This window comes from Streptomyces sp. NBC_00078 (assembly GCF_026343335.1).
Classification (GTDB): domain Bacteria; phylum Actinomycetota; class Actinomycetes; order Streptomycetales; family Streptomycetaceae; genus Streptomyces.
Genome location: NZ_JAPELX010000001.1, coordinates 8,551,360 through 8,569,374, shown reverse-complemented (window position 1 = coordinate 8,569,374; position 18,015 = coordinate 8,551,360). Strand labels below are relative to the sequence as shown.

Here is an 18,015-nt window from a genome sequence, read left to right as displayed (position 1 = left end):
CGGTCTAGTGGTCGCCGCGCCATGTCCGATAGGCGGCGACGGCGGTCGGCAGGGTCGGGAAGATCAGGTTCGGTCCGACGGACTCCGCGAGGCCGTACGCCCCGAGGTCGTGCAGAAGGTCCTGTTTGACGCGGGCAAGGGCGAACACGATGCCGCGGTGGGTGAGTTCGCGGCGCAGTTCGTCGACGGCGTCGAGGGCGGTGATGTCGACCTCCACGTTGGCCTCGGTGTTGAGGACGAACCAGCGCACGGGGTCGGTCTGTTCGTCGACTGCGGCCAGGGCGCGGAGGCGGAAGTTCTCCGCGTTGGCGAAGAAGAGCGGGGAGTCGTAGCGGTACACCAGCAGGCCGGGGATCGTGTCGGCCTGCGGGTAGTCGTCCACGTCGTGCATGCCGGCCAGGCCGGGGACCAGGCCCTCGACGGCGTCGTGGGGGCGGGCCACCCGCGTCAGCAGTTCGGCCACCGACAGGCCGACGGCGACGATCACGCCGTACAGGATGTCCAGGGCGAGTACGCCGGCCAGGCAGCCGAGGGCGAGCAGGAGTTCGCGGCGTCGGAAGGAGGCCAGGCGGCGAAAGCCCGCCAGGTCGATCATCCGCACGGCCGCGTACACGACCAGTGCGCCGAGGACGGCGGAGGGCGTTCGGGCGAGCAGGGGGCTGAGGAACAGCAGCACGGCCAGCACCACCGCACCCGCGATCAGGGAGTACGCCTGGCTGCGGGCGCCCGACGAGGCGGCCAGCGCGGTGCGGCTGGCGCTGCTGCTGACCGGGAACCCGTGCAGGACGCCCGCGCCGAGGTTGGCCGCGCCCAGCGCCAGGAACTCCTGGTTGGCGTCCAGGCCGGGGCCTTCGCCGTCGTGGCCGGTGAACGCCCGTGCGGTGAGAATGAAGTCGGTGTACGCGACGATGAGCACGCCGAGGGCCGGGAGCACGAGATGTGGCAGCTCACCGAGGTCCGGCAACGCGAGGCCCGGCAGCCCCGCCGGCACCTCGCCGATCACCTTGATGCCGTACCGGCCGTCGAGGTCGAAGGACACCACGGCGAGCGTGCCGAGGATGACGGCGAGCAGGGGCCCGGGGACGGCAGGAACGTACCTCCACGCCGTGAGGACGAATGTCAGGATCGCCGCGGACACGATGACGGTGGCCGCGTGGATGTCGGGCAAGTGCGTGATGAAGGACCACAGTTGGGGGAAGAACTCCGAGCCCGTCGTCCGTACGCCGGTGAGCTTGGGCAGCTGGTCCACCATCATGATCAGCGCCACGCCCGCAAGGTAGCCGATCAGCACCGGGCGGGAGAGCAGGTCCGCGAGGAAGCCCAGCCGCACCGCCCGTGCCACCAGACACAGCAGTCCGACCGTAACCGCGAGGGCTGCCGCAAGCGACGCGTAGTGCCCCGGGTCACCGCCCGCGAGCGGGCCGACGACCGTGGCCGTCATGAGCGCGGTGGTGGATTCGGGCCCCACCGAGAGCAGGCGTGAGGACCCGAACAGTGCGTACACGGCGAGCGCGGGCAGGATCGCCCACAGTCCGGCTACCGGCGGGAGCCCGGCCACGCCCGCGTAGGCCATGACCTGTGGCACCAGGTACGCGGCCACGGTGAGACCGGCCAGCAGGTCGCCTCTCAGCCATGCGCGTCGGTAGCCGAGCAGGGCGACGGCACCGGGCAACGACTTGCGCCACCACGGGACACGTCTGCCTTCGCCCTGGGACATGAGCCACCCTTCTCCTTGTGATCTCAGGATCCACTGGCGGGCACACGGCTGCGACAGGGGGGCGGGGTTCCGGGTGACCGAGGCCGAGTGGGCACCCCAAGGGTCCTTGGGACACAGGGCCGTTCAGCCCGGCCTGCCTTCCGCGCGAACTGTTCCTGTGCGCCTCACTCGACCGGACCCGCTTCGGATACGCCACACCGTCCGGCGGGGGCCGGATCGCCGGAGGCTCGCCGGCCAAGGGGTTCTTCCGGGCCGTGGGCCGACGGCGGCTCGCCAGCCAAGGGGTCCCGATCCAGGAGGTTGAGACCATGCCCCGCGCCGTCATCGTCATGGTCGGCCTCGGCGGCTCTCCCGCCGGGTGGCCCATGGGGTGCTGACCACCCCGACTGCCCGGTCGCCCTCGTGCCCGAACCGGTGCGACCGCGGTGACCGGCTGCTCAGAGACCAGCCGCGTGGTCAGGCACGTACGTCTGCAGATCGCGGGGCCAGGAAAGATGGCTCTCACCGAACCGAGGCCACCGAGGCGCCACTGATCGCGCTCGGCGGTGGTCTGGCGCTGGTGTTCCGCGATCTCGTACGCGCTCCCGCGACCGAGGCGAGCACGGCGCTGCTCGGTGCGGCCGGCGCCGCGGCGGCCATCGCCACGATCTTCGGCAGTCCGCTGGTGGCAGCCGTGCTGCTGATGGAAGTGGCCGGAGTGGGCGGCCCGCAGTTGTTCGCGGTGATGCTTCCCGCGCTGCTCTCCAGCGGAGTCGGCGCCATCGTCTTCACCGGCTTCGGTCACTGGACCGGAGCGAGCCAGTCGAGGGTGCGGGTCAGGCCCTTCCACCCGTGGTAGCCCGCCTGTTCGCCGACCTCGCGGCCCTCGGCCAGGGCGTAGAGGGCCTCGCCGTAGATGTCGAGCTGCAGTTGGTCGGAGGCGGCGTTGCCGGCCCGGACCGGGTAGGAGCCGCGGTAGCCCTCGAAGTGGTCCAGTATCTCCTCGGTCAGACGGGGGTCGCCGTCGACCCGGTACATGATCTGGAGCGGTTCGTCGTCCGGTCCTTCGCGTGCGGCCAGGCGGTCGCCGAGCCAGTGGGTGAAGCGGCTCGCCTCCTCCACGAAGCCGAGGTCGAGCAAAGCCCGCACCGAGAGGGAGCCGTCCCGGACCCAGGTGTAGCGGTAGTCCCAGTTGCGCTCGCCGCCGACCTGCTCGGGCAGCCCCATGGTGGCGGCGGCTACCGGCGCGCCGCTGGGGGCGTAGGTGAGGAGCTTGAGGGTGATCGCCGAGCGGTGGACCATCTCCATCCAGCGGCCGTGGTAGTTCGAGGTGCGCACCCACTTCTGCCAGAAGTCGACGTTCTTCCAGAGTTCGTCGGTGATCTGTTCGGTGGTGGGTGGCGGTGGCGCCGCGCCGCCCTGCGCGCACACCGTGAACACCACGGCCGCCGAGTCTCCGTCGCTGAGGGTGATGCTGCCCCGGACGTCCTGCCCGTCCCGTTCGAACGGAATGCTGCCCTGGAGGTAGGCGGTCGTACCCGGAGCCCGGAACGTCGCCGCGTCGGCAGTCAGTTCGAGTTCGTGGGTGGCCCGCGCGTAGTCGAATCGCGGCCGGCATTCGAGGCTGAAGCGTACGGTGCCGCGCACCGCGCGTACGACGCGCACCAGTTGGTGCCTGTCGGTTGCCGTCGGGCCTGGCAGCACCGGCATGTGATCGACGATCTCACCGACTCCGTCGGGTGACATGAAGCGGGTCACCACGACGGCGGTGTCCGGGTAGTAGAGCTGCTTCCAGGTGCCCTCGGGATGCTCGGGCGCGCGGAGGAAGTAGCCGCCGCCGTCGTGGTCGAGCAGGGCGGCGAAGACGCTGGGCGAGTCGAAGCGCGGTGCCGCGAACCAGTCGATCACACCCTGGGACGACACCAGGGCAGCGGTCTGCAGATCCCCCGACGAGGCCATGGCCGGCTATGGGCGGATAGCGATCCATCAGGGTCCTTGCTGCTCCCCCTTGCCGGTCGGTCCCTTCGTCAGGCTGCTTCAGCCGTCAACCGGCCCGTACGGACGGCGTCGACGAGTGCCTGGTGGTCCTTCTCGTTCTGGTCGGCGTAGCGCTCGGCGAAGGTCGCCAGCGCCCGGTCGAAGGAGTCGCCCCCGCCGAGATACGCGGCGATGGCGATCCGGTCGCCGGACCGCGCGTGTGCGCGGGCCAGCGTGGCGCCGCACAGCTCACCGAAGGTTCGCATTCCGGCCGGCACCATCGCCTCGGGTTCGGCGATGCCCTTCCAGTCCCTCAACTGCCGTACGTAGAAGTCGCGTCGGCGACCGTCGATCCCGTCGACCCGCTCCCAGCCGAGGAAGATGTCGCTGGTGGCCTGCATGAGCCGCTGGCCGGACACCACGCGCTCGCCCTGTGTCGCATAGGCGCTGGCGCCGGCGAAGGGCGCCAGCACCGACTGGTCGGCCTCCTTGGCTTGCAGGAGAAGGGGATCCCTGTCGTCCCGGCCGAGCAGGAGCACGATCCAGCAGCGGGTGCCCACACTGCCGACCCCGACCACCTTGCGGGCCACGTCGGTCACCCGGTACTGCTCCAGCAGGGACCGTCGATCCGATTGCACGGAGCGGCCGTACCGTTCGATCAGCCGGTGGATCTCCTTCTCCAGCGCGTTGCGTTCGACGCCCTTGAGCAGGTCCTGCAGCGGCGTTATCAGCGGCGGAACCGCGGCGATGCGGGCCTGCCCGTCGACGATGTGGGTGAGCTTGCCGAAGGCCTGGAGACTGTCCCGGCTGCGTGCCTTGGTCACCGCCTGCGCCCACCGGTCGCGGCCCCGTGCGCTCAGCTCCCCGCCGAAGTGTTCCCGCACCCACGCTTCGTCGAACTGGGCGTACCACACGGCGAGGTTGCCCATCTTGGCGAAGCGCCGCATCCACTCGCGGTAGGAGCGCACCGTCGCCCGGACGATGCCGGCCCGTTCCTTGCCGGTGAAGCCGTTCGCCCGGCCCGCGATGACGAAGCTCGCGGACAGCCGCTTGAGGTCCCACTCCCAGGGGCCGGGCAGCGTCTCGTCGAAGTCGTTGATGTCGAACATCATGCGTCGCTCGGGCGAGGCCAGCAGCCGGAAGTTCAGCAGGTGCGCGTCCCCGCACAACTGCGCCCTGATCCCGGAGCGGGGGGTGTCGTCGAGATCGCCGGCCATGATGGCGGCGGCCCCCCGGTAGAAGCGGAACGGCGACTCGGTCATCCGGCCGTAGCGGATCGGGACGAGTTCGGGGACCCGCGTCGCCGACTGCGCCTCGATGATGTCCACCGGGTCGGGCCGCTTCACGGTGGGAGCGAACTCGGCGTGGCTGGACCGGGGCACGGACGACCGGGCGGCCTTGCCGCGTTCGGCTCGCTCCTGAGGTGTGCGGTGGCGGATGTCGCTGTTGTCGGTGTGGTTCGAGGTCATTGCAGTCGCTCCGAGATGTGGTCGCCGACGCGCAGTGCGTTGGCGATGGCGGTCAACGAGGGGTTGACCGCACCAATGCTGGGGAAGAAGCTCGTGTCGACGACGTAGAGGTTGTCGAGGTCGTGGGCCTTGCAGTTGACGTCGAGCGCGGAGCTTTCGGGGTCGCGCCCGAAGCGGACCGTGCCCGCCTGATGCGCGGTGGCGCCGATGGGCATGCCCTTGTGCAGGTAGATGCTGTGCGACAGCAGATGGTGTTCGTGCATGCCCAAGTGGCCGAGCATGCTTTGCAGTTTGTGCCGCAGGCGCTTCAGCCCGGCGATGTTGTTCTTCTCGTCGAGGGCCAGGTGGATGCCGCCGTCCCGGTCCAGGGTGATGCGGTTGTCGGCGTCGGGCAGATCCTCTGCGCACAGCCAGAAGTCGACCGCGTGGTGGGCGAGCACCTCGAAGGGCATGTCGGGGGCGACGGCACCGGCCCAACGGGGCGCCTCGCCGTGGATCTGCTCGGAGTCGGACTTGCCCAGCATCTGGATGCCGCCGAGGGGGAAGTCCCAGTCGTCGGATCCCAGATACCAGTCGTGCAGCGCCAGGGTCTTCTGGAACCTGGTGTCGTTGGGTTCCCTGGACACGGCCATCAGGGCCAGGTTGTTGTGGCGCATGTAGTGCCGGCCCACCACGTCCGAGCTGTTGGCCAGGCCCTGCGGATGCCGGTCGTTGGCCGAACGCAGCAGCAGGACGGCCGAGTTGACCGCGCCACAGGCGACGACCACGATGTCGGCCGTGAACTCCACGGTGGTGGTGTCTCCGTCCCCCACGGTCGCCACGATCGAGGTGACACTGCGGCCGGCCGCGTCCGTGTCGAGGCGCCGCACGTCCGCATGGGTGACCATCTCGACGTTGGCGTGTTCGAGAGCGGGTTCGACGCAGATGACCTGTGCGTCGGACTTGGCGCCGAGCAGACACGGGAAGCCGTCGACGCGGTCGCAGCGGATGCAGGCGCTGGCATGGGTGGCCCGGCCCCGGTCGTCCTGGGTGAGGTTCACCCCGATCGGGAGATGGAAGGGGTGCAGCCCCTGTTTCTCCAGATCGTGGCTGAGCTGCTCGATACGCGGCTCGTGCTGGACCGGTGGGTGGGCGTACTGGGCGCTGGTGGGGCCCTCGGTCGGGTCTTCGCCGTGCAGGCCGTGGACGAGGTAGAGGTGTTCGGCCTGCGTGTAGTACGGCTCGAGTTCCTCGTAAGTCAGCGGCCAGGCCGGGGAGATGCCGTCGTGGTGACGGAGTTCACCGAAGTCCTCGGGGCGCATCCGGAAGAGTGCGGCGCCGTAGAACTTGGTGTTGCCGCCCACGTAGTAGTTGACCTCGGGTGGGAACTGGTTTCCGTGTTTGTCGTACCAGAACTCGGGAGCGCGGTATTTCCCCCTGACGAAGACGGCGGCCGATTCCCAGTTGTCGCGTTCGCGGGGCAGATAGTCGCCGCGTTCGAGAAGGAGGATCCGTTTTCCGGTGGGGGCCAGTCGGTGGGCGATGGTGCCACCGCCCGCACCGGTGCCGATGATGATGACGTCGTAGTGCCGCTCGTCGGTCATGCCGGCCACCGTCCTCGGAGAATGCTCCGATCCCGCCGGGTGAAGAGAAACTCCAGATCCGAGTACCAACGTATCCCTGGGCGGCATTCCCGGCGAGTTCGGCTAATCGGGTGATCCGAGACGGTGGGACACGGCTGGTTCCCGGGCGATGACGGCACCGGCGGTGATGCAGAGGGCCACCACGACGCAGAGTCCGATCAGCCACGACAACACGGTGAAGACCGCACCCAGCGACCCGTACCGGTCCAGGCTGCGGTTGAGGGCGGCGGGCACGTACAGCTTCGCGATCACGGTCAGTGAGGTCAACGCGACCCCGGTCAGGACCGCTCCTGGCAGCAGGGGCATCCAGGGGACGCGCGCGGCCAGCAGCAGGTGCTGGGTCCACCACCACACGCCCACCTCGACCGTCAGCAGCAGCGGCAGTCCCAGCCACATCCCCACCCCGAAACCGTCCCTCAGCGGTCCCTGCAGAACGACGACGACAAGCCAGACCGCGATCCACACAGGCCACCTCCAGGCGGCGACCCGGGCGCCCGCACTGGGCATCCGCCAGGCCCGTTGGCACAGCCGCTGCATCGCGCGGCTGCATGCGGTGGCCGAGAGCAGCACCATCAGCGCGCTCACCAACCCGGTGCTCTGCTGCAGAGTGCCGGGGTCGGCCTCGTAGACCTGCTTCAGCTGCTGGTCGGCGGAGCCGCTGATGCCGAGGACTTCGTGCACCGACGTGATGATCTGGTTGCGCACCCCTTGCGGGGCGAAGGCGGCGACCAGGAAGAGCAGCGGTACGGCCGTCAGGAACGCCTGGGCCGCCAGCCGCGTAGCGGAGTCCAGCAGGTTCACCGCGATCAGGTGGGAGGTGAGGCGGGTGATCACCGGGAACCGCTCCTCCGCGGTGCCGCGCAGCCGCAGCAGCCAGGCCCGCAGATCAGCCGCCCGCCCGCGCCGGCGGCTCCTCGCGCCGTCCGTGGGCGAGCCGGATTCTCTGCCTGCGCGCATGCTGCTCCCGAGGTCGCATCCGGGCGCCACGCCCGCGAGCGTGACCGCCTCACCAGAGTGCCGTCCGCGGCGGCCGACCGTGCCCGGGGCGCGAGAACCGTTGTGCCGTACGGGTGAGGAGACCGCCGGGGCGAGGTGGACGATCACTCGGCTGCTTCGACCGTCACAGGATCGCGAGGGGGTTGACCGGCGAACCGGTGGCCGACGGCAGCCGGAGGGGCGCGACGACACAGAGGAACGACCATCGGGCCTCCCTGGCGCAGATCTGCGCGAGGTCCTCGAACCGCAGGTAGTCGAGCAGATGCAGTCCCATCGCGTGGATGGCGAGCACATGCACCGGGAACGAGACCCCCGCCACCAGGCTGGGGGCCGTGTCGCTGTTGCCGTCACTGCCGAGTACGGCCACCTCCCGCTCGGCCAGGAACTCCATGGCGGTCGGATGGAGTCCGGCACGGGCGTCAGCCACGTGCCAGGGGCCGAGCTCCTCACGGCGTCGGCGGTGTCCGACCCGGACGAGGAGGATGTCGCCCCGGCCGACCCGGACTCCCTGCCGTGCCTCGGCTGCGGCGAGGTCCTCGGCCCCGACGTTCGATCCGGGCTCCAGCCAGCAGACGCCGTGCAAACGGGGAACGTCGAGGAGGACCCCGCGTCCGACGATGCCGTCGCGGACCAGCTCGACCGAGAGCGTGCTCACTCCGTCCGGCGACAGGACGCCCGCCGCCGGCACACCGCCGTGCAGGGTGCCGTCGTAGATGACGTGACACAGCGCGTCGAGGTGACTGTCCACGTCACCGTGGACGTTCATGGCGAACCGGTCCCGCGCGAACTCCAGGCCCTCCGCTGCCGGTTCGGCGCCGGCCGGAGCGGTGAGCCGGTGCTCGGCCGGATCGGCGTCGTCAGGTCCGGGACGGGTGTTCACCGGAGCCGCGAGCGACACCGTACGTCCCGACCGCACCTCGCGAACGGCCGCCAGCACCTGTTCGCCGGTGATCGTGTCCAGGGCACCACGGCGAGTGGCGGCGCCGGGGGCCGTGCCGCGCAGGTGCCGGTAGAGCGACCGGAAGTCGGCCTCGCTCAGCTCGTCGGGCGTTCGCATACCTCCACCCTCCGGCAGGCGCCGGATTCCGGCACACCGGGCTGCCGGGCCCGGGGGACCGCCGCGTTGGTGGATGGGCGCCTCGGTAGAAGACGTTGCAGCCCGTCACCGGCAACGGCGGGCGAACCCTCGAAGCCGCCCGGGCCCTGCGCGAAGTACAGCCAAGGGCGATCCCTCAGTCCGGAAGAGGAGCGGCACCGTCGTCGCCGGTGTCGAGGAACTCGCGGATCGCGAAGCCGCCCAGCACGATCACCACCGTCCACACCACGACTGCGATGGTCGGGTAGTTCCAGGTGAACAGCACGATCGCGGCGATCGCGAGGATCACCCCGCCGATCCACTGCTTGTAGCGGTGCACGAACCGGCCTACCGCGCCCAGCCGGAGGCCCGCCGACACGGCGACGTCACGCAGTGCGCCGATGCCCTTGCCACAGCCCGTCCGGGTGAAGACGGCGATCCGGGACGGACCGGTGAGGAAGGCGCCGATGGCCGTCACGAGAGCGAGCGCGCCGACCGCCCGTACGCCGGCGCGCAGGAACTTGACCAGCGAGTCGTACACCGCGCCGGCAGCGGCCTCGGACGCCCCGGCGGCCAGATGGTTGAGATAGACCGTCCGGAGGAGGCTGAGAGTGATGCCGAGCAGCAGCATGGCGGCGAACACCCCCAGCGCCGCCCCGATCAGGGCCCTGCGCCGGTGGACAGCCAGATAGACACCCGCGGCAGCGATCAGTACGGCGATGACGGGGAGCCAGCTGCCGATGATCTCCAGCACCCTCAGATACCACTTGATCTTGCCGATGTCCTTGGACTCGAAGACCACGAACTGCGTGTGAACGGTCGGGATCCGAGCGGCCGGCTGGAATCCGGCGCTGACCAGTTGGTCCTTGACCTGGGCCACGATCGGTCCCACGTCGATGGCGACCTGACCGTTCTTGACGGACACCGCACCATCCGACTCGCCCGTGAGGGCCTTGTTCACGGCGTTGTGGGCCCTGCGGTTCGCGTTCACCCAGACCTTGTCGAAGGCATCGCTGGAGACCACCCGCTCCACGGCGCCGCTGACCAGGCTCTTCAGTCCGCTCTCGATCGGGCCGTCCAGGTTGTCGATCAGCTTGGCCGCCTTCGGCGGGACACCTTTCTGCTGCGCCGCCTGTTGCAGCTCCTTGACCAGTCCGTCCACATCGACCTGTGCCAGGACCGCGTTGGTCACGCGCTTGGTGATCGCCTTCTGCACGTCCGGGTTGCTCGCCAGAGGTCCCACGGTGGCGACGTAGCGGTCGGTGTCCCGCACGATGCTGTTCGCCCAGACCGAGACGACGGCGAGCAGGGACAGCAGCGAGGCGAGGAGGATCAGCAGGAACGATCCCGTCGACCGGAGCCAGTGGTGCCGCGGGGCCCCGGCGGGCCCGCCGCCCTCAAGTGCGCTCACGCGATGCCGAAGCTCGTCCAACTCGTGGCGTTCGCGCGCCGAGAGCTGCTCGTCGCCGTACGGGCCTGCGGAGTCCGGGTCGGGCGCGCTATCAGTCATGGAACCAGGAGAACCATTCGGATCGGATCCGGCGACCGGGAGCTGCCCTGCGGGTGAATGCCGCACCGAAGTGCGACGGCTCCTGTCGAATGTTGCAATGGAAGCCGGGGCCAGGGGGACAACCCGATGCCATGACCACCCTGGGGTGAAGCCGTGAGCGATGAATTCGTCGAGATGGGCCCGATCGACTACGTGGTCGTCGAGTTTCCCGGTAATCGAATGACCGGTGAGGGCTTTCCCCTGCTGGTCGATCTGGTGGACCGCGGCCTCATCCGGATCCTCGATCTGATGTTTGTGGGGAAAGAGGAGGACGGGTCGGTCGTCGGCCTCGAGATCGCCGACCTCACCGGCGACGGGGCTCTGGACCTGGCCGTCTTCGAGGGCGCGTCCTCCGGCCTGCTGGGCCAGGACGACATCGAGGAGGCGGCCCGCGCCCTCGAGCCCGGCAGCTCCGCCGGAATCCTGATCTACGAGAACCTCTGGGCAGCGCCCTTCGCCACCGCGCTGCGACGCGGCGGTGCACAGCTGGTCGCCTCAGGGCGGATCCCGGTGCCGGCCGTGGTGGCTGCGCTGGACGCCACGGAACCCGGCCGGCCGCCCACGACGTAGAAACTCCGCCACTGCGGGTCACCGGGCAGCGCTCGGTGACGTGTCCTCGTGGCGCATCGCGTCGACGGCCCCCTGCCGACCGGACACCGCATGCTGTTCCTGGTACGGGATGACGGCCGGCTCGTTCCCGTCCCCCCTGGCGGGGGCCCGACGCCCGGGCCGGGAGGCGTCGCCGTGCTCCTGAGCACCTGAACCCTCAGCCGCCCGTAGGCCCGCCGAAGCGCGCGACGGCGGCGCGTACCCGGGTGAGACGCGCCGGAAGATCGGCGGTGGCGTCCAGGGTCATGCCCGGCTCGTCCGGCTCCAGCGGCTCCAGCGTCGCGAACTGCGAGTCGACCAGCCCGGCGGGCATGATGTGACCGGGGCGCCGGGACACCCGCTCCCATGCGGTGTCCCGGTCGGCGGTGAGGAACACCGCTCCCAGGAACGCGGTCGCGGCGATGGTCAGCAGCCCTGCGAGGATGGACGTCCCGTTGGACCACGCGTCGGCGGACGCCTTCGTGCCGGGAGCCACCCGGCCCGTGGCAAGACCCCCGACGGCCGCTCCGAGGAAGAACGGCGTCAGGAGTGAGGCGACGGCGAAGACGGCGCCGTAGACCCTGCGCCGGGCGAGACTCCGGGTGGGCTTGCGCAGGGCGAACCCGGCGCCGCGCAGGACGAGTCCGACGGCCGCGAGCGCCAGTGGGAGCCACATGGCCGAGAAGACGGTCTGGAACAGGATCGGAAAGCCGGTCCACATGATGACCAGGACGAAGATGAGCCAGACGTTGTTGGTCTCCCAGACGGGTTCCATGGCGTGGTCGATGAGCCACCTGGGACGTCTGCCGCGTGCGGCGCCGCCCGCCACGAGGTCCCAGAACCCGGCACCGTAGTCGGTGCCGCCGGCACAGGCCTACGCGGCCACCGCGGCCAGCAGCACCCAGGCGACGACGTCCTCGATCATTCGTCTCCCCTGTCGCTGCCCGGGTCCCTTTCCCGGCCGCCGGTCGTGGCCAACGGGCGTGGTCCGTAGGGGGTGTCGCCCTCCAGATCCTCGGCTTCGGCTCCCGCGAGCGCGCCCTCGTCGGCCAGCCGCCACCGGCGGCTCATCTTCACGAGGACGCCGAGGAACGCGCCGAGGACGAGTACATGCACCAGCACGACGACGCCGAACATCGCCCAGAGGGACGCGGCACGGGTGTCCGTGACCGCCTCCGAGACCCGCATGTTCTGGTACACGATCCAGGGCTGCCGGCCCACCTCGGTCGTGATCCAGCCGCATTCCAACGAAAACACTGTTGGATCAGTGCTGCCCGGCAGCTCGCCTTTTGTCAGCCCGCTGGGGTGGCGGCCCGGCTCGAACGGCCCAATGCCCGTACCCCGGGTCGCCGGGGACGGCGTGACAGGTGGGGCCTGTCCCACTCGCTGGAACCTGTCCCACTCGCTGGGACCAGTCCCACTCGCTGGGACCAGTCCTAGTACTACAGCCGGTGGTTCACGTGACGTGACGGTGGTTGGCTCGTTGCTCCGTTCGTGGGATTGAGACTGCCGCTGGGCGTGGTGCGGACGGACGAGCTGACCGAGGGCCAAGTGCGGGAGCTTGAGGGGGAGTTGGAGGCATTGTGCGCTTCGGTGGACGATGTGTTTGCGCGTCCGGCTTCCCGGGAGAATCTGCGGGCGATGGTGCGCGGGCTGCTGAGCGAGGTGCCGCGCAAGAACCTGTGGCAGCTCGCGGAGGCTGCCGGCCACCCCAGCCCGGACCGGTTGCAGGGCTTCCTGGCCAAGGCCGCATGGGATGCGGACGAACTGCGCGACCGGGTCCGCGCCCACGCGGTCGCCGCCCTGGCCGCCGACGACGCGGTGCTGATCGCGGACGAGACCGGCGACATCAAGAAGGGCACCAAGACCGCCGGTGTCCAGCGTCAATACACCGGAACTGCGGGCAGAATCGAGAACGCCCAGGTCAGCGTGCACCTGTCCTACGGATCTCGCCGGGGTCGCACTCTGATCGACGCCGAGCTCTACCTCGGCAAGCACTGGGCCGGCGCCACCGCGGAGCACGAACGCCGCTGCGCCGAGCAGGGCGTCCCGCCCGAACGCGCGAGCGCGGTGGCCACCAAGCCGGAGCTGGCCCGGCGGATGCTGGAGCGGGCACTGGCCGCCTCGGTGCCGTTCACCTACTTCCTGGCCGACGAGGCCTACGGGCAGTGCCGTGCACTGCGCGCCTGGCTGGAGGAACACCAGGTCCGCTACGTGCTCGCCATCCCGAAGGACGAGGTGCTGCCCCTGCCCGACGGCCGCACCCGGCAGGCCCGCGAGCTGTGGGCGCTGGTACCCGAGGATGCCTTCGAGCGCCGCTCGTGCGCGGACGGCGCCAAGGGCCCTCGCGAGTACGACTGGGCCGCCGTCCAACTCGCCTCCGTTTCCACCGGGCTGGAGCGTCACCTGCTGATCCGCCGCTCGACCGTGCCCAACAAGAAGGACAGGAAGACCGGCGCACTCGTCCGGGAGATCGCCTACTTCCTGTGCCACACCCACCCCGGCGCCACCGTGGCCGAGCTGGTGGTCGCCGCCGGACAACGCTGGATGGTGGAGGAGTCGTTCCAGGTCGCGAAGGGACAGGTGGGCCTGGACGAACACGAGGTCCGCAAATGGTGCTCGTGGTACCGGCACACCACCGTGTGCATGCTCGCCATGGCTTTCCTGGTCACCGTCCGGAGCCGGCTCATACCCGCCCCACCGACGACACCCGACCCCCGACCGTGAACGAGATCCGCCGCCTGTACGACCGGATCGTCCTCGCCCCCGCACGCACCGCCCGGACCTGGCTCGCCATGCACTGGCACCGCTGGCGCACCCGCCACCAGACCCGAGCCCGAACCAGCCACTACCGCACCCGAGCCGCACGCGCACACTCACCGTGAAACCACCGGCTGTAGTACTAGTCGGTGCGGGCCTCCCGGCTCATTCCGAAGCAGAGCGCCCAGATGACGAAGGCGTCCACGGCGATCAGCACGATGGCCCACACGGGGTAGTACGGCAGCCACATGAAATTGGCGATCATCGACAGGCCCGCGAGTGCGATTCCGATCACGCGCGCCCAGACCGCTCCACCGAACAGGGCGAAGCCCGCGGCCAGGACGAGGACGCCGAGGACGAGATGGATCCAGCCCCAACTCGTCAGATCGAAGTTGTAGGTGTAGTTGCGAGTCGTGACGAAGACGTCGTCGTCGGCGATCGCGGCGATTCCTTCGAATATCGCCATCGCCCCGCCGAAGATCATCATGACTCCGGCGAAGGCAGTCCAACCGGACGCCCACACCCCCGTGCCGCCGGATCGGTGTTGGTGCATTCCCGCTGTAGTCATTTTCGGGTCCTCCAGCGTAGGCCGCGCCACCGACCTGCAACCGGCCAGTGGCCCATTTTTCAGCTTGCCACGAGAATCATCGATCGGCAGAACATCGACAGGTGCGCTGCCTGCGCCGAGGTCGATGTGCGACGGAATTCACATGGTGTTCCAATAGAAGGGTCCGGTGCGCCGAGAATTGCGCCCCGGCCGGGAAAGCGTTTGTTTGTTTCTCATATCTCAGTACACGAAAGGAAATCGCCGTGCCAGGTCTCCTCCGCGGGGTTGCCCGCACAGCCGTAGTGGCCGGAACGGCGACCGCCGTGTCGAACCGCGTGTCGCGCCGCCAGCAGGGGCGATGGGCCCAGCAGGAGTATCAACAGGCGCCGCCGGAGCCGGCGCCCTCCGCCGCGCCACCGCCGACCACACCGGTCGAAGACATGACCAGCAAGATCGATCAGCTGAAGCAACTCGGCGAGCTGAAGAACCAGAATGTCCTCTCCGAGGCCGAATTCGAGGAGCAGAAGCGCAGGATCCTCAACTCCTGAGCAGCGCCCGGTGCGGATGTCCGAGACGGAGCAGCCGCCTTGTCCGCAGCATACGAAGAACCGCCGTTGCGCACCGGCGAGCCGACTCGACCACACGCCAGGTCAGAATCCGCGGAATCGCCAGTTATCCCGACCCCGGCCGGCAACCGTCCCAGCCGATTTACAGCGAACGATCAAAAGCGGCACGCTGCCCCGCCCGCCGCCCACCGCCCACCGCCCGCCGAGCAAACACCGAAAAGTGGGCATCCCTGCAGGTCAACGAACCCTTCCTCGCGGATTCAGAGCCGCCCCCCGCAGCTCGGGGCCCGCAGAGGAGCACCGCCATACCCCTTCACCTCCCGAACCGGGAGCCCTCCATCCAGTCCTGGCGCGCCTGCTCGATCTCTTCCTGGGACCGTCCGATCCAGTTCCAGAACATAGCTGGTTCTCCACGCGTTTTTGCAGGTCAACGGCGCCTCGAAGCCCCGGGCGGTCAGACAGATTTTCCTTCCCCATGACCGTGGTACCGCAGCAGCATCGCGGCATCGTCATGGAGCGGCCCTGCGACGTGGCAAACCAGATCCTCGCGCAGCGCCTCCAAAGCGCGACCGGCGTCGGGCTCCTTGAGCAGGTCCGCCCGGTCGCCGAGAGGGTAGAAGGAGCCGTCCGCGTCCCTCGCCTCGGTGACTCCGTCGGTGTACAGCAGCACTCGCCGGGGTCGAAGTCCACCCGATAGGGCTTCGGGCCATCGGCGCCGTGGGCCCCCAGCCCCAGGGGAAGAGCGAACGCGGCCGGTTGCGGGAAGTCGACGCCGCCGTGCCGGCGTACGACCATGGGGGCAGGATGACCGTAGTTGAGGAACACGACCGCGTGATCCGAACCGATCTCGGCAAGCACGGCGGTGACGAACTTCTCCCCCTCCAGCTCCCGGGCCACGCTGCGCTCCAGCCGCTCCCCCAGCCCCACCAGGTCGGGCTCATCGTGCGCCGCCTCCCGGAAAGGCCCCGAGCACCACGGCGGCCGCACCCCTCACCGCATTTAGACTATGCAAAGGTTCCCGTGAGGAAGGGACTCTCGGTCCAGCCCTTTACCCAATAGAGGCCGAGAGCCGACATGTCCGACGTCGGAAGGCGAAGATGCCCCACAGACAGACCGCACCGGACCGGCCCCGACTCCCCGTCGGCTGGCGGCGTTTCGCCGCACGCCTGCCGGTACTCCTCTTCCGCAGCGGGCTGGGATGGATCTTCGGCGGCCGGCTGCTCCTGCTGCATCACACCGGCCGCGTCACCGGACTCGACCGCCGCGTGGTTCTTGAGGTGGTGGAGCACGAGCCGGCCGACGGCAGCTGGATCATCGCGTCCGGCTTCGGTCCGAAGGCTGCCTGGTACCGCAATCTGCGCGCCGAGCCGAAGACTCTCATCGAGGTGGGCAACCGCCGCCACGCCGTCACGGCCCACTTCCTCACCCAGGACGACGGCGCCGAGATCATGGCCCGCTACGCCCGACGGCACCCGCGCACCGCTCGCCGCCTGTGCAGGTTCATGGGGCTTCTGCCGGACGGCACCGTCGGCGGGTTCCGGGAGGCCGGCAGGGCCCTTCCCTTCGTGCGCCTGGACGCCGGCTCGGGAAACCGGCTGCAGTGAAGCTCCGGCACTGCGCGGGTTCAACTCCAGACCAAGACCGCCCCAAAGCCCTGGCGATCAGATTTTGCACTGTGCAAAACTTGCACTCGTGGGGCCGAGTCGGCGGTCGGTGTCGCCCAGCGCCCAGGAGTGATCGGCACGCTATCGGGAGTGGGGGCGACGCGCCGGCCGCCGACAGGTCTCCCACCGCTCGGTTCTCGGAGACGCGCGCGTTCCACTTCGTCTCCGCCGATCCGTGCAGTCCGCCGCGGTCCGCAGAATGGACGCGGTCGGCGAATGCCGAGGAGGACAGGGACCGTGGCCGCTGAAGACCCAGGCCAGGGCGGATCACCGGACGAGGGGGGCGGTGTTCCGTCCATCCCGGACGCCGTATGGCGGAGGTTTCTCGGCGACACCGAACAGGCCATCCGGGCCTCCGCGCCCAGGGAACTCTCCGCACGGGAACGAGCAGTGGGGAGCCGTCCCGATCCGGCGGAATCACACAGCATGCGGCAGGAGCAGCGAGGAAACGCGTCCGTCGAACCCCCACCGGCATCATTCGATGCGGTGGGCGAGGCGTGGCAGCCGGACGATCCGCTGCCCGGCCCGGCATGGCGGGACATGGCCGGCCCGGCCCGGTTGCGACGGGCGGGCCGCATCCTCGCAACGGTCGCCGTGCTGCTCGTGGCCGTCGGGGCCCTGTCCTATGCGTCCAGCCGTTCGGGTGCCCCCGGCGGCACGCCCACAGGTGCCACCTCACAGCAGTCCGAAGAGGTACTACCGGACGGCGTGCCCACGGAGAGCGAATCACCGTCCGCGCCGACCTCCTCCGGCACGCTCCCGCCGAGGGCCCGAACCGGGTGATGTGTGCCGAAGGCGGAAGGTGCCCGGCGTCCACCTCTGGACAGCGCTTGAACGCTCGTTTAGTATTCTGTACATGCGTTCAATCCGCGACGACCGGACCACCCGCGCGGTCATCCGTGACGAGACCCTGCGCCTGTTCGCCGCAAGCGGGCCGGAGGCGGTCACAATGCGGCAGATCGCCGCTGCCGCCGGCGTCTCGCCGGGGCTGGTCGTGCACCACTTCGGGTCGAAGGAGGGCCTGCGCCAGGAGGTCGACCAGTACGTCCTGGACGTCTTCGAGGCCATGCTCGGCGAGCTGACCGGTGAGGGCCGCGCCGAGCTGCTCGACCCCGGGGCCGGGGCGAGCTCACTGAGCGAAATGTTCGCGCGGCATCTCCCCGATGACTCACCGCTGCCCAGCTACCTGCGCCGACTCCTGCTGTCCAAGACGGAGGCCGCACGGCTGCTGTTCCGGCGGTTGTACGACCTGAGCAGGGCCGCGTTGGACGGGCTGGCGGCAGCCGGACTGGCCTCCTCCGGGCGGGACCCGGCGGTGCGCGCCGCCCTGCTCCTCGCGAACGACCTGGCCCTGTTCCTGCTGCGCGACCGTCTCACCGAAGTCCTCGGCACGGACCCACTGTCGACGGACGGGATGACGCGCTGGGCCCGGGAGACGCTCAGCATCTACGCGGGCGGACTGAACGCGGAACCACCGGAACCACCAGGAGACGCACCCTAGGGAGG

Annotated in this window: 15 protein-coding genes and 5 pseudogenes; 8 read left to right on the top strand and 12 right to left on the bottom strand. The window is 69.6% G+C overall.

Going from position 1 to position 18,015, the window contains the following annotated elements; genetic code table 11:
• Positions 1-4 precede the first annotated feature (4 nt).
• Positions 5-1,717 carry a SulP family inorganic anion transporter gene (sulP, locus tag OOK07_RS39860; protein ID WP_266801471.1) on the bottom strand — a complete coding sequence of 571 codons (1,713 nt, stop codon included), beginning with the start codon at positions 1,715-1,717 and terminating at the stop codon, positions 5-7.
• Positions 1,718-2,237: 520 nt separating this feature from the next.
• Here sulP and OOK07_RS39855 point away from each other — a divergent pair.
• Positions 2,238-2,534: pseudogene (locus tag OOK07_RS39855) on the top strand (chloride channel protein); the annotation flags it as partial.
• Here OOK07_RS39855 and OOK07_RS39850 read toward each other — a convergent pair.
• The 6 genes and pseudogenes from OOK07_RS39850 to OOK07_RS39825 form a co-directional block, all read right to left on the bottom strand.
• Positions 2,510-3,683: pseudogene (locus OOK07_RS39850) on the bottom strand (glycoside hydrolase family 15 protein); the annotation flags it as partial. The pseudogenes OOK07_RS39855 and OOK07_RS39850 overlap by 25 nt on opposite strands.
• A gap of 40 nt (positions 3,684-3,723) precedes the next feature.
• Positions 3,724-5,142 (bottom strand): DUF2252 domain-containing protein, encoded by a 1,419-nt coding sequence (locus OOK07_RS39845; protein WP_266801470.1) that lies wholly within the window; start codon positions 5,140-5,142, stop codon positions 3,724-3,726.
• Entirely contained in the window at positions 5,139-6,725 is a 1,587-nt protein-coding gene (locus OOK07_RS39840; RefSeq protein WP_266801469.1) for a GMC oxidoreductase, read from the bottom strand. The genes OOK07_RS39845 and OOK07_RS39840 overlap by 4 nt, the downstream gene beginning before the upstream one ends.
• Before the next feature lie 102 nt (positions 6,726-6,827).
• Positions 6,828-7,721, bottom strand: coding sequence for a YhjD/YihY/BrkB family envelope integrity protein (locus OOK07_RS39835; RefSeq protein ID WP_266801468.1), 894 nt, complete (start codon positions 7,719-7,721; stop codon positions 6,828-6,830).
• A gap of 163 nt (positions 7,722-7,884) precedes the next feature.
• A complete protein-coding gene (locus tag OOK07_RS39830; protein WP_266801467.1) occupies positions 7,885-8,817 on the bottom strand; it encodes a cyclase family protein in 933 nt (310 codons plus the stop codon).
• A gap of 175 nt (positions 8,818-8,992) precedes the next feature.
• Complete coding sequence (locus OOK07_RS39825) at positions 8,993-10,345, bottom strand: hypothetical protein (RefSeq protein ID WP_266801466.1); 1,353 nt, start codon at positions 10,343-10,345, stop codon at positions 8,993-8,995.
• Positions 10,346-10,498: 153 nt separating this feature from the next.
• On the opposite strand from OOK07_RS39825, the gene OOK07_RS39820 reads away from it, so the two are divergent.
• The gene (locus tag OOK07_RS39820) at positions 10,499-10,954 is read left to right on the top strand and encodes a DUF6325 family protein (RefSeq protein WP_266801465.1); all 456 of its coding nucleotides are present in this window, start codon (positions 10,499-10,501) and stop codon (positions 10,952-10,954) included.
• A 196-nt stretch (positions 10,955-11,150) separates the two neighbouring features.
• Here the strand turns inward: OOK07_RS39820 and OOK07_RS39815 are convergent.
• Positions 11,151-11,897: pseudogene (locus OOK07_RS39815) on the bottom strand (cytochrome d ubiquinol oxidase subunit II).
• Positions 11,894-12,220 carry a cytochrome ubiquinol oxidase subunit I gene (locus tag OOK07_RS39810; RefSeq protein ID WP_266801464.1) on the bottom strand — a complete coding sequence of 109 codons (327 nt, stop codon included), beginning with the start codon at positions 12,218-12,220 and terminating at the stop codon, positions 11,894-11,896. The pseudogene OOK07_RS39815 and the gene OOK07_RS39810 overlap by 4 nt, the downstream one beginning before the upstream one ends.
• A 246-nt stretch (positions 12,221-12,466) precedes the next feature.
• Between OOK07_RS39810 and OOK07_RS39805 the strand changes: the two genes are divergently transcribed.
• Positions 12,467-13,699, top strand: a complete 1,233-nt coding sequence (locus tag OOK07_RS39805; RefSeq protein WP_266796902.1) for an IS701 family transposase — start codon at positions 12,467-12,469, stop codon at positions 13,697-13,699.
• Complete coding sequence (locus tag OOK07_RS39800) at positions 13,696-13,857, top strand: hypothetical protein (RefSeq protein ID WP_266796903.1); 162 nt, start codon at positions 13,696-13,698, stop codon at positions 13,855-13,857. The genes OOK07_RS39805 and OOK07_RS39800 overlap by 4 nt, the downstream gene beginning before the upstream one ends.
• Before the next feature lie 17 nt (positions 13,858-13,874).
• Here the strand turns inward: OOK07_RS39800 and OOK07_RS39795 are convergent, their stop codons facing one another.
• The gene (locus OOK07_RS39795; protein ID WP_266801463.1) at positions 13,875-14,300 is read right to left on the bottom strand and encodes a DUF7144 family membrane protein; all 426 of its coding nucleotides are present in this window, start codon (positions 14,298-14,300) and stop codon (positions 13,875-13,877) included.
• A 242-nt stretch (positions 14,301-14,542) separates the two neighbouring features.
• Between OOK07_RS39795 and OOK07_RS39790 the strand changes: the two genes are divergently transcribed.
• Entirely contained in the window at positions 14,543-14,827 is a 285-nt protein-coding gene (locus OOK07_RS39790) for an SHOCT domain-containing protein (RefSeq protein ID WP_266801462.1), read from the top strand.
• 255 nt (positions 14,828-15,082) lie between these two features.
• On the opposite strand, the pseudogene OOK07_RS39785 reads toward OOK07_RS39790, so the two are convergent.
• Both OOK07_RS39785 and OOK07_RS39780 read right to left on the bottom strand, forming a co-directional pair.
• Positions 15,083-15,254: pseudogene (locus OOK07_RS39785) on the bottom strand (pirin family protein); the annotation flags it as partial.
• 45 nt (positions 15,255-15,299) lie between these two features.
• A pseudogene (locus OOK07_RS39780) lies at positions 15,300-15,827 on the bottom strand (PP2C family protein-serine/threonine phosphatase); the annotation flags it as partial.
• 115 nt (positions 15,828-15,942) lie between these two features.
• On the opposite strand from OOK07_RS39780, the gene OOK07_RS39775 reads away from it, so the two are divergent.
• From OOK07_RS39775 to OOK07_RS39765, 3 genes are all read left to right on the top strand, one after another.
• A complete protein-coding gene (locus OOK07_RS39775) occupies positions 15,943-16,449 on the top strand; it encodes a nitroreductase family deazaflavin-dependent oxidoreductase (protein ID WP_266801461.1) in 507 nt (168 codons plus the stop codon).
• Between the two features lie 297 nt (positions 16,450-16,746).
• Positions 16,747-17,292: a hypothetical protein gene (locus tag OOK07_RS39770; protein ID WP_266801460.1), complete on the top strand. Its 546-nt coding sequence runs from the start codon at positions 16,747-16,749 to the stop codon at positions 17,290-17,292.
• Between the two features lie 73 nt (positions 17,293-17,365).
• Positions 17,366-18,010 (top strand): TetR/AcrR family transcriptional regulator, encoded by a 645-nt coding sequence (locus OOK07_RS39765; RefSeq protein ID WP_266801459.1) that lies wholly within the window; start codon positions 17,366-17,368, stop codon positions 18,008-18,010.
• The last annotated feature ends 5 nt before the right edge of the window (positions 18,011-18,015 follow it).

Bases quoted from the DNA above. Each gene is read 5' to 3' on its own strand.
- OOK07_RS39775 (WP_266801461.1), top strand. From the start codon at position 15,943: ATGCCCCACAGACAGACCGCACCGGACCGGCCCCGACTCCCCGTCGGC.
- OOK07_RS39840 (WP_266801469.1), bottom strand. From the start codon at position 6,725: ATGACCGACGAGCGGCACTACGACGTCATCATCATCGGCACCGGTGCG.
- OOK07_RS39825 (WP_266801466.1), bottom strand. From the start codon at position 10,345: ATGACTGATAGCGCGCCCGACCCGGACTCCGCAGGCCCGTACGGCGAC.
- OOK07_RS39830 (WP_266801467.1), bottom strand. From the start codon at position 8,817: ATGCGAACGCCCGACGAGCTGAGCGAGGCCGACTTCCGGTCGCTCTAC.
- OOK07_RS39765 (WP_266801459.1), top strand. From the start codon at position 17,366: ATGCGTTCAATCCGCGACGACCGGACCACCCGCGCGGTCATCCGTGAC.
- OOK07_RS39835 (WP_266801468.1), bottom strand. From the start codon at position 7,721: ATGCGCGCAGGCAGAGAATCCGGCTCGCCCACGGACGGCGCGAGGAGC.
- OOK07_RS39795 (WP_266801463.1), bottom strand. From the start codon at position 14,300: ATGACTACAGCGGGAATGCACCAACACCGATCCGGCGGCACGGGGGTG.
- OOK07_RS39845 (WP_266801470.1), bottom strand. From the start codon at position 5,142: ATGACCTCGAACCACACCGACAACAGCGACATCCGCCACCGCACACCT.
- sulP (WP_266801471.1), bottom strand. From the start codon at position 1,717: ATGTCCCAGGGCGAAGGCAGACGTGTCCCGTGGTGGCGCAAGTCGTTG.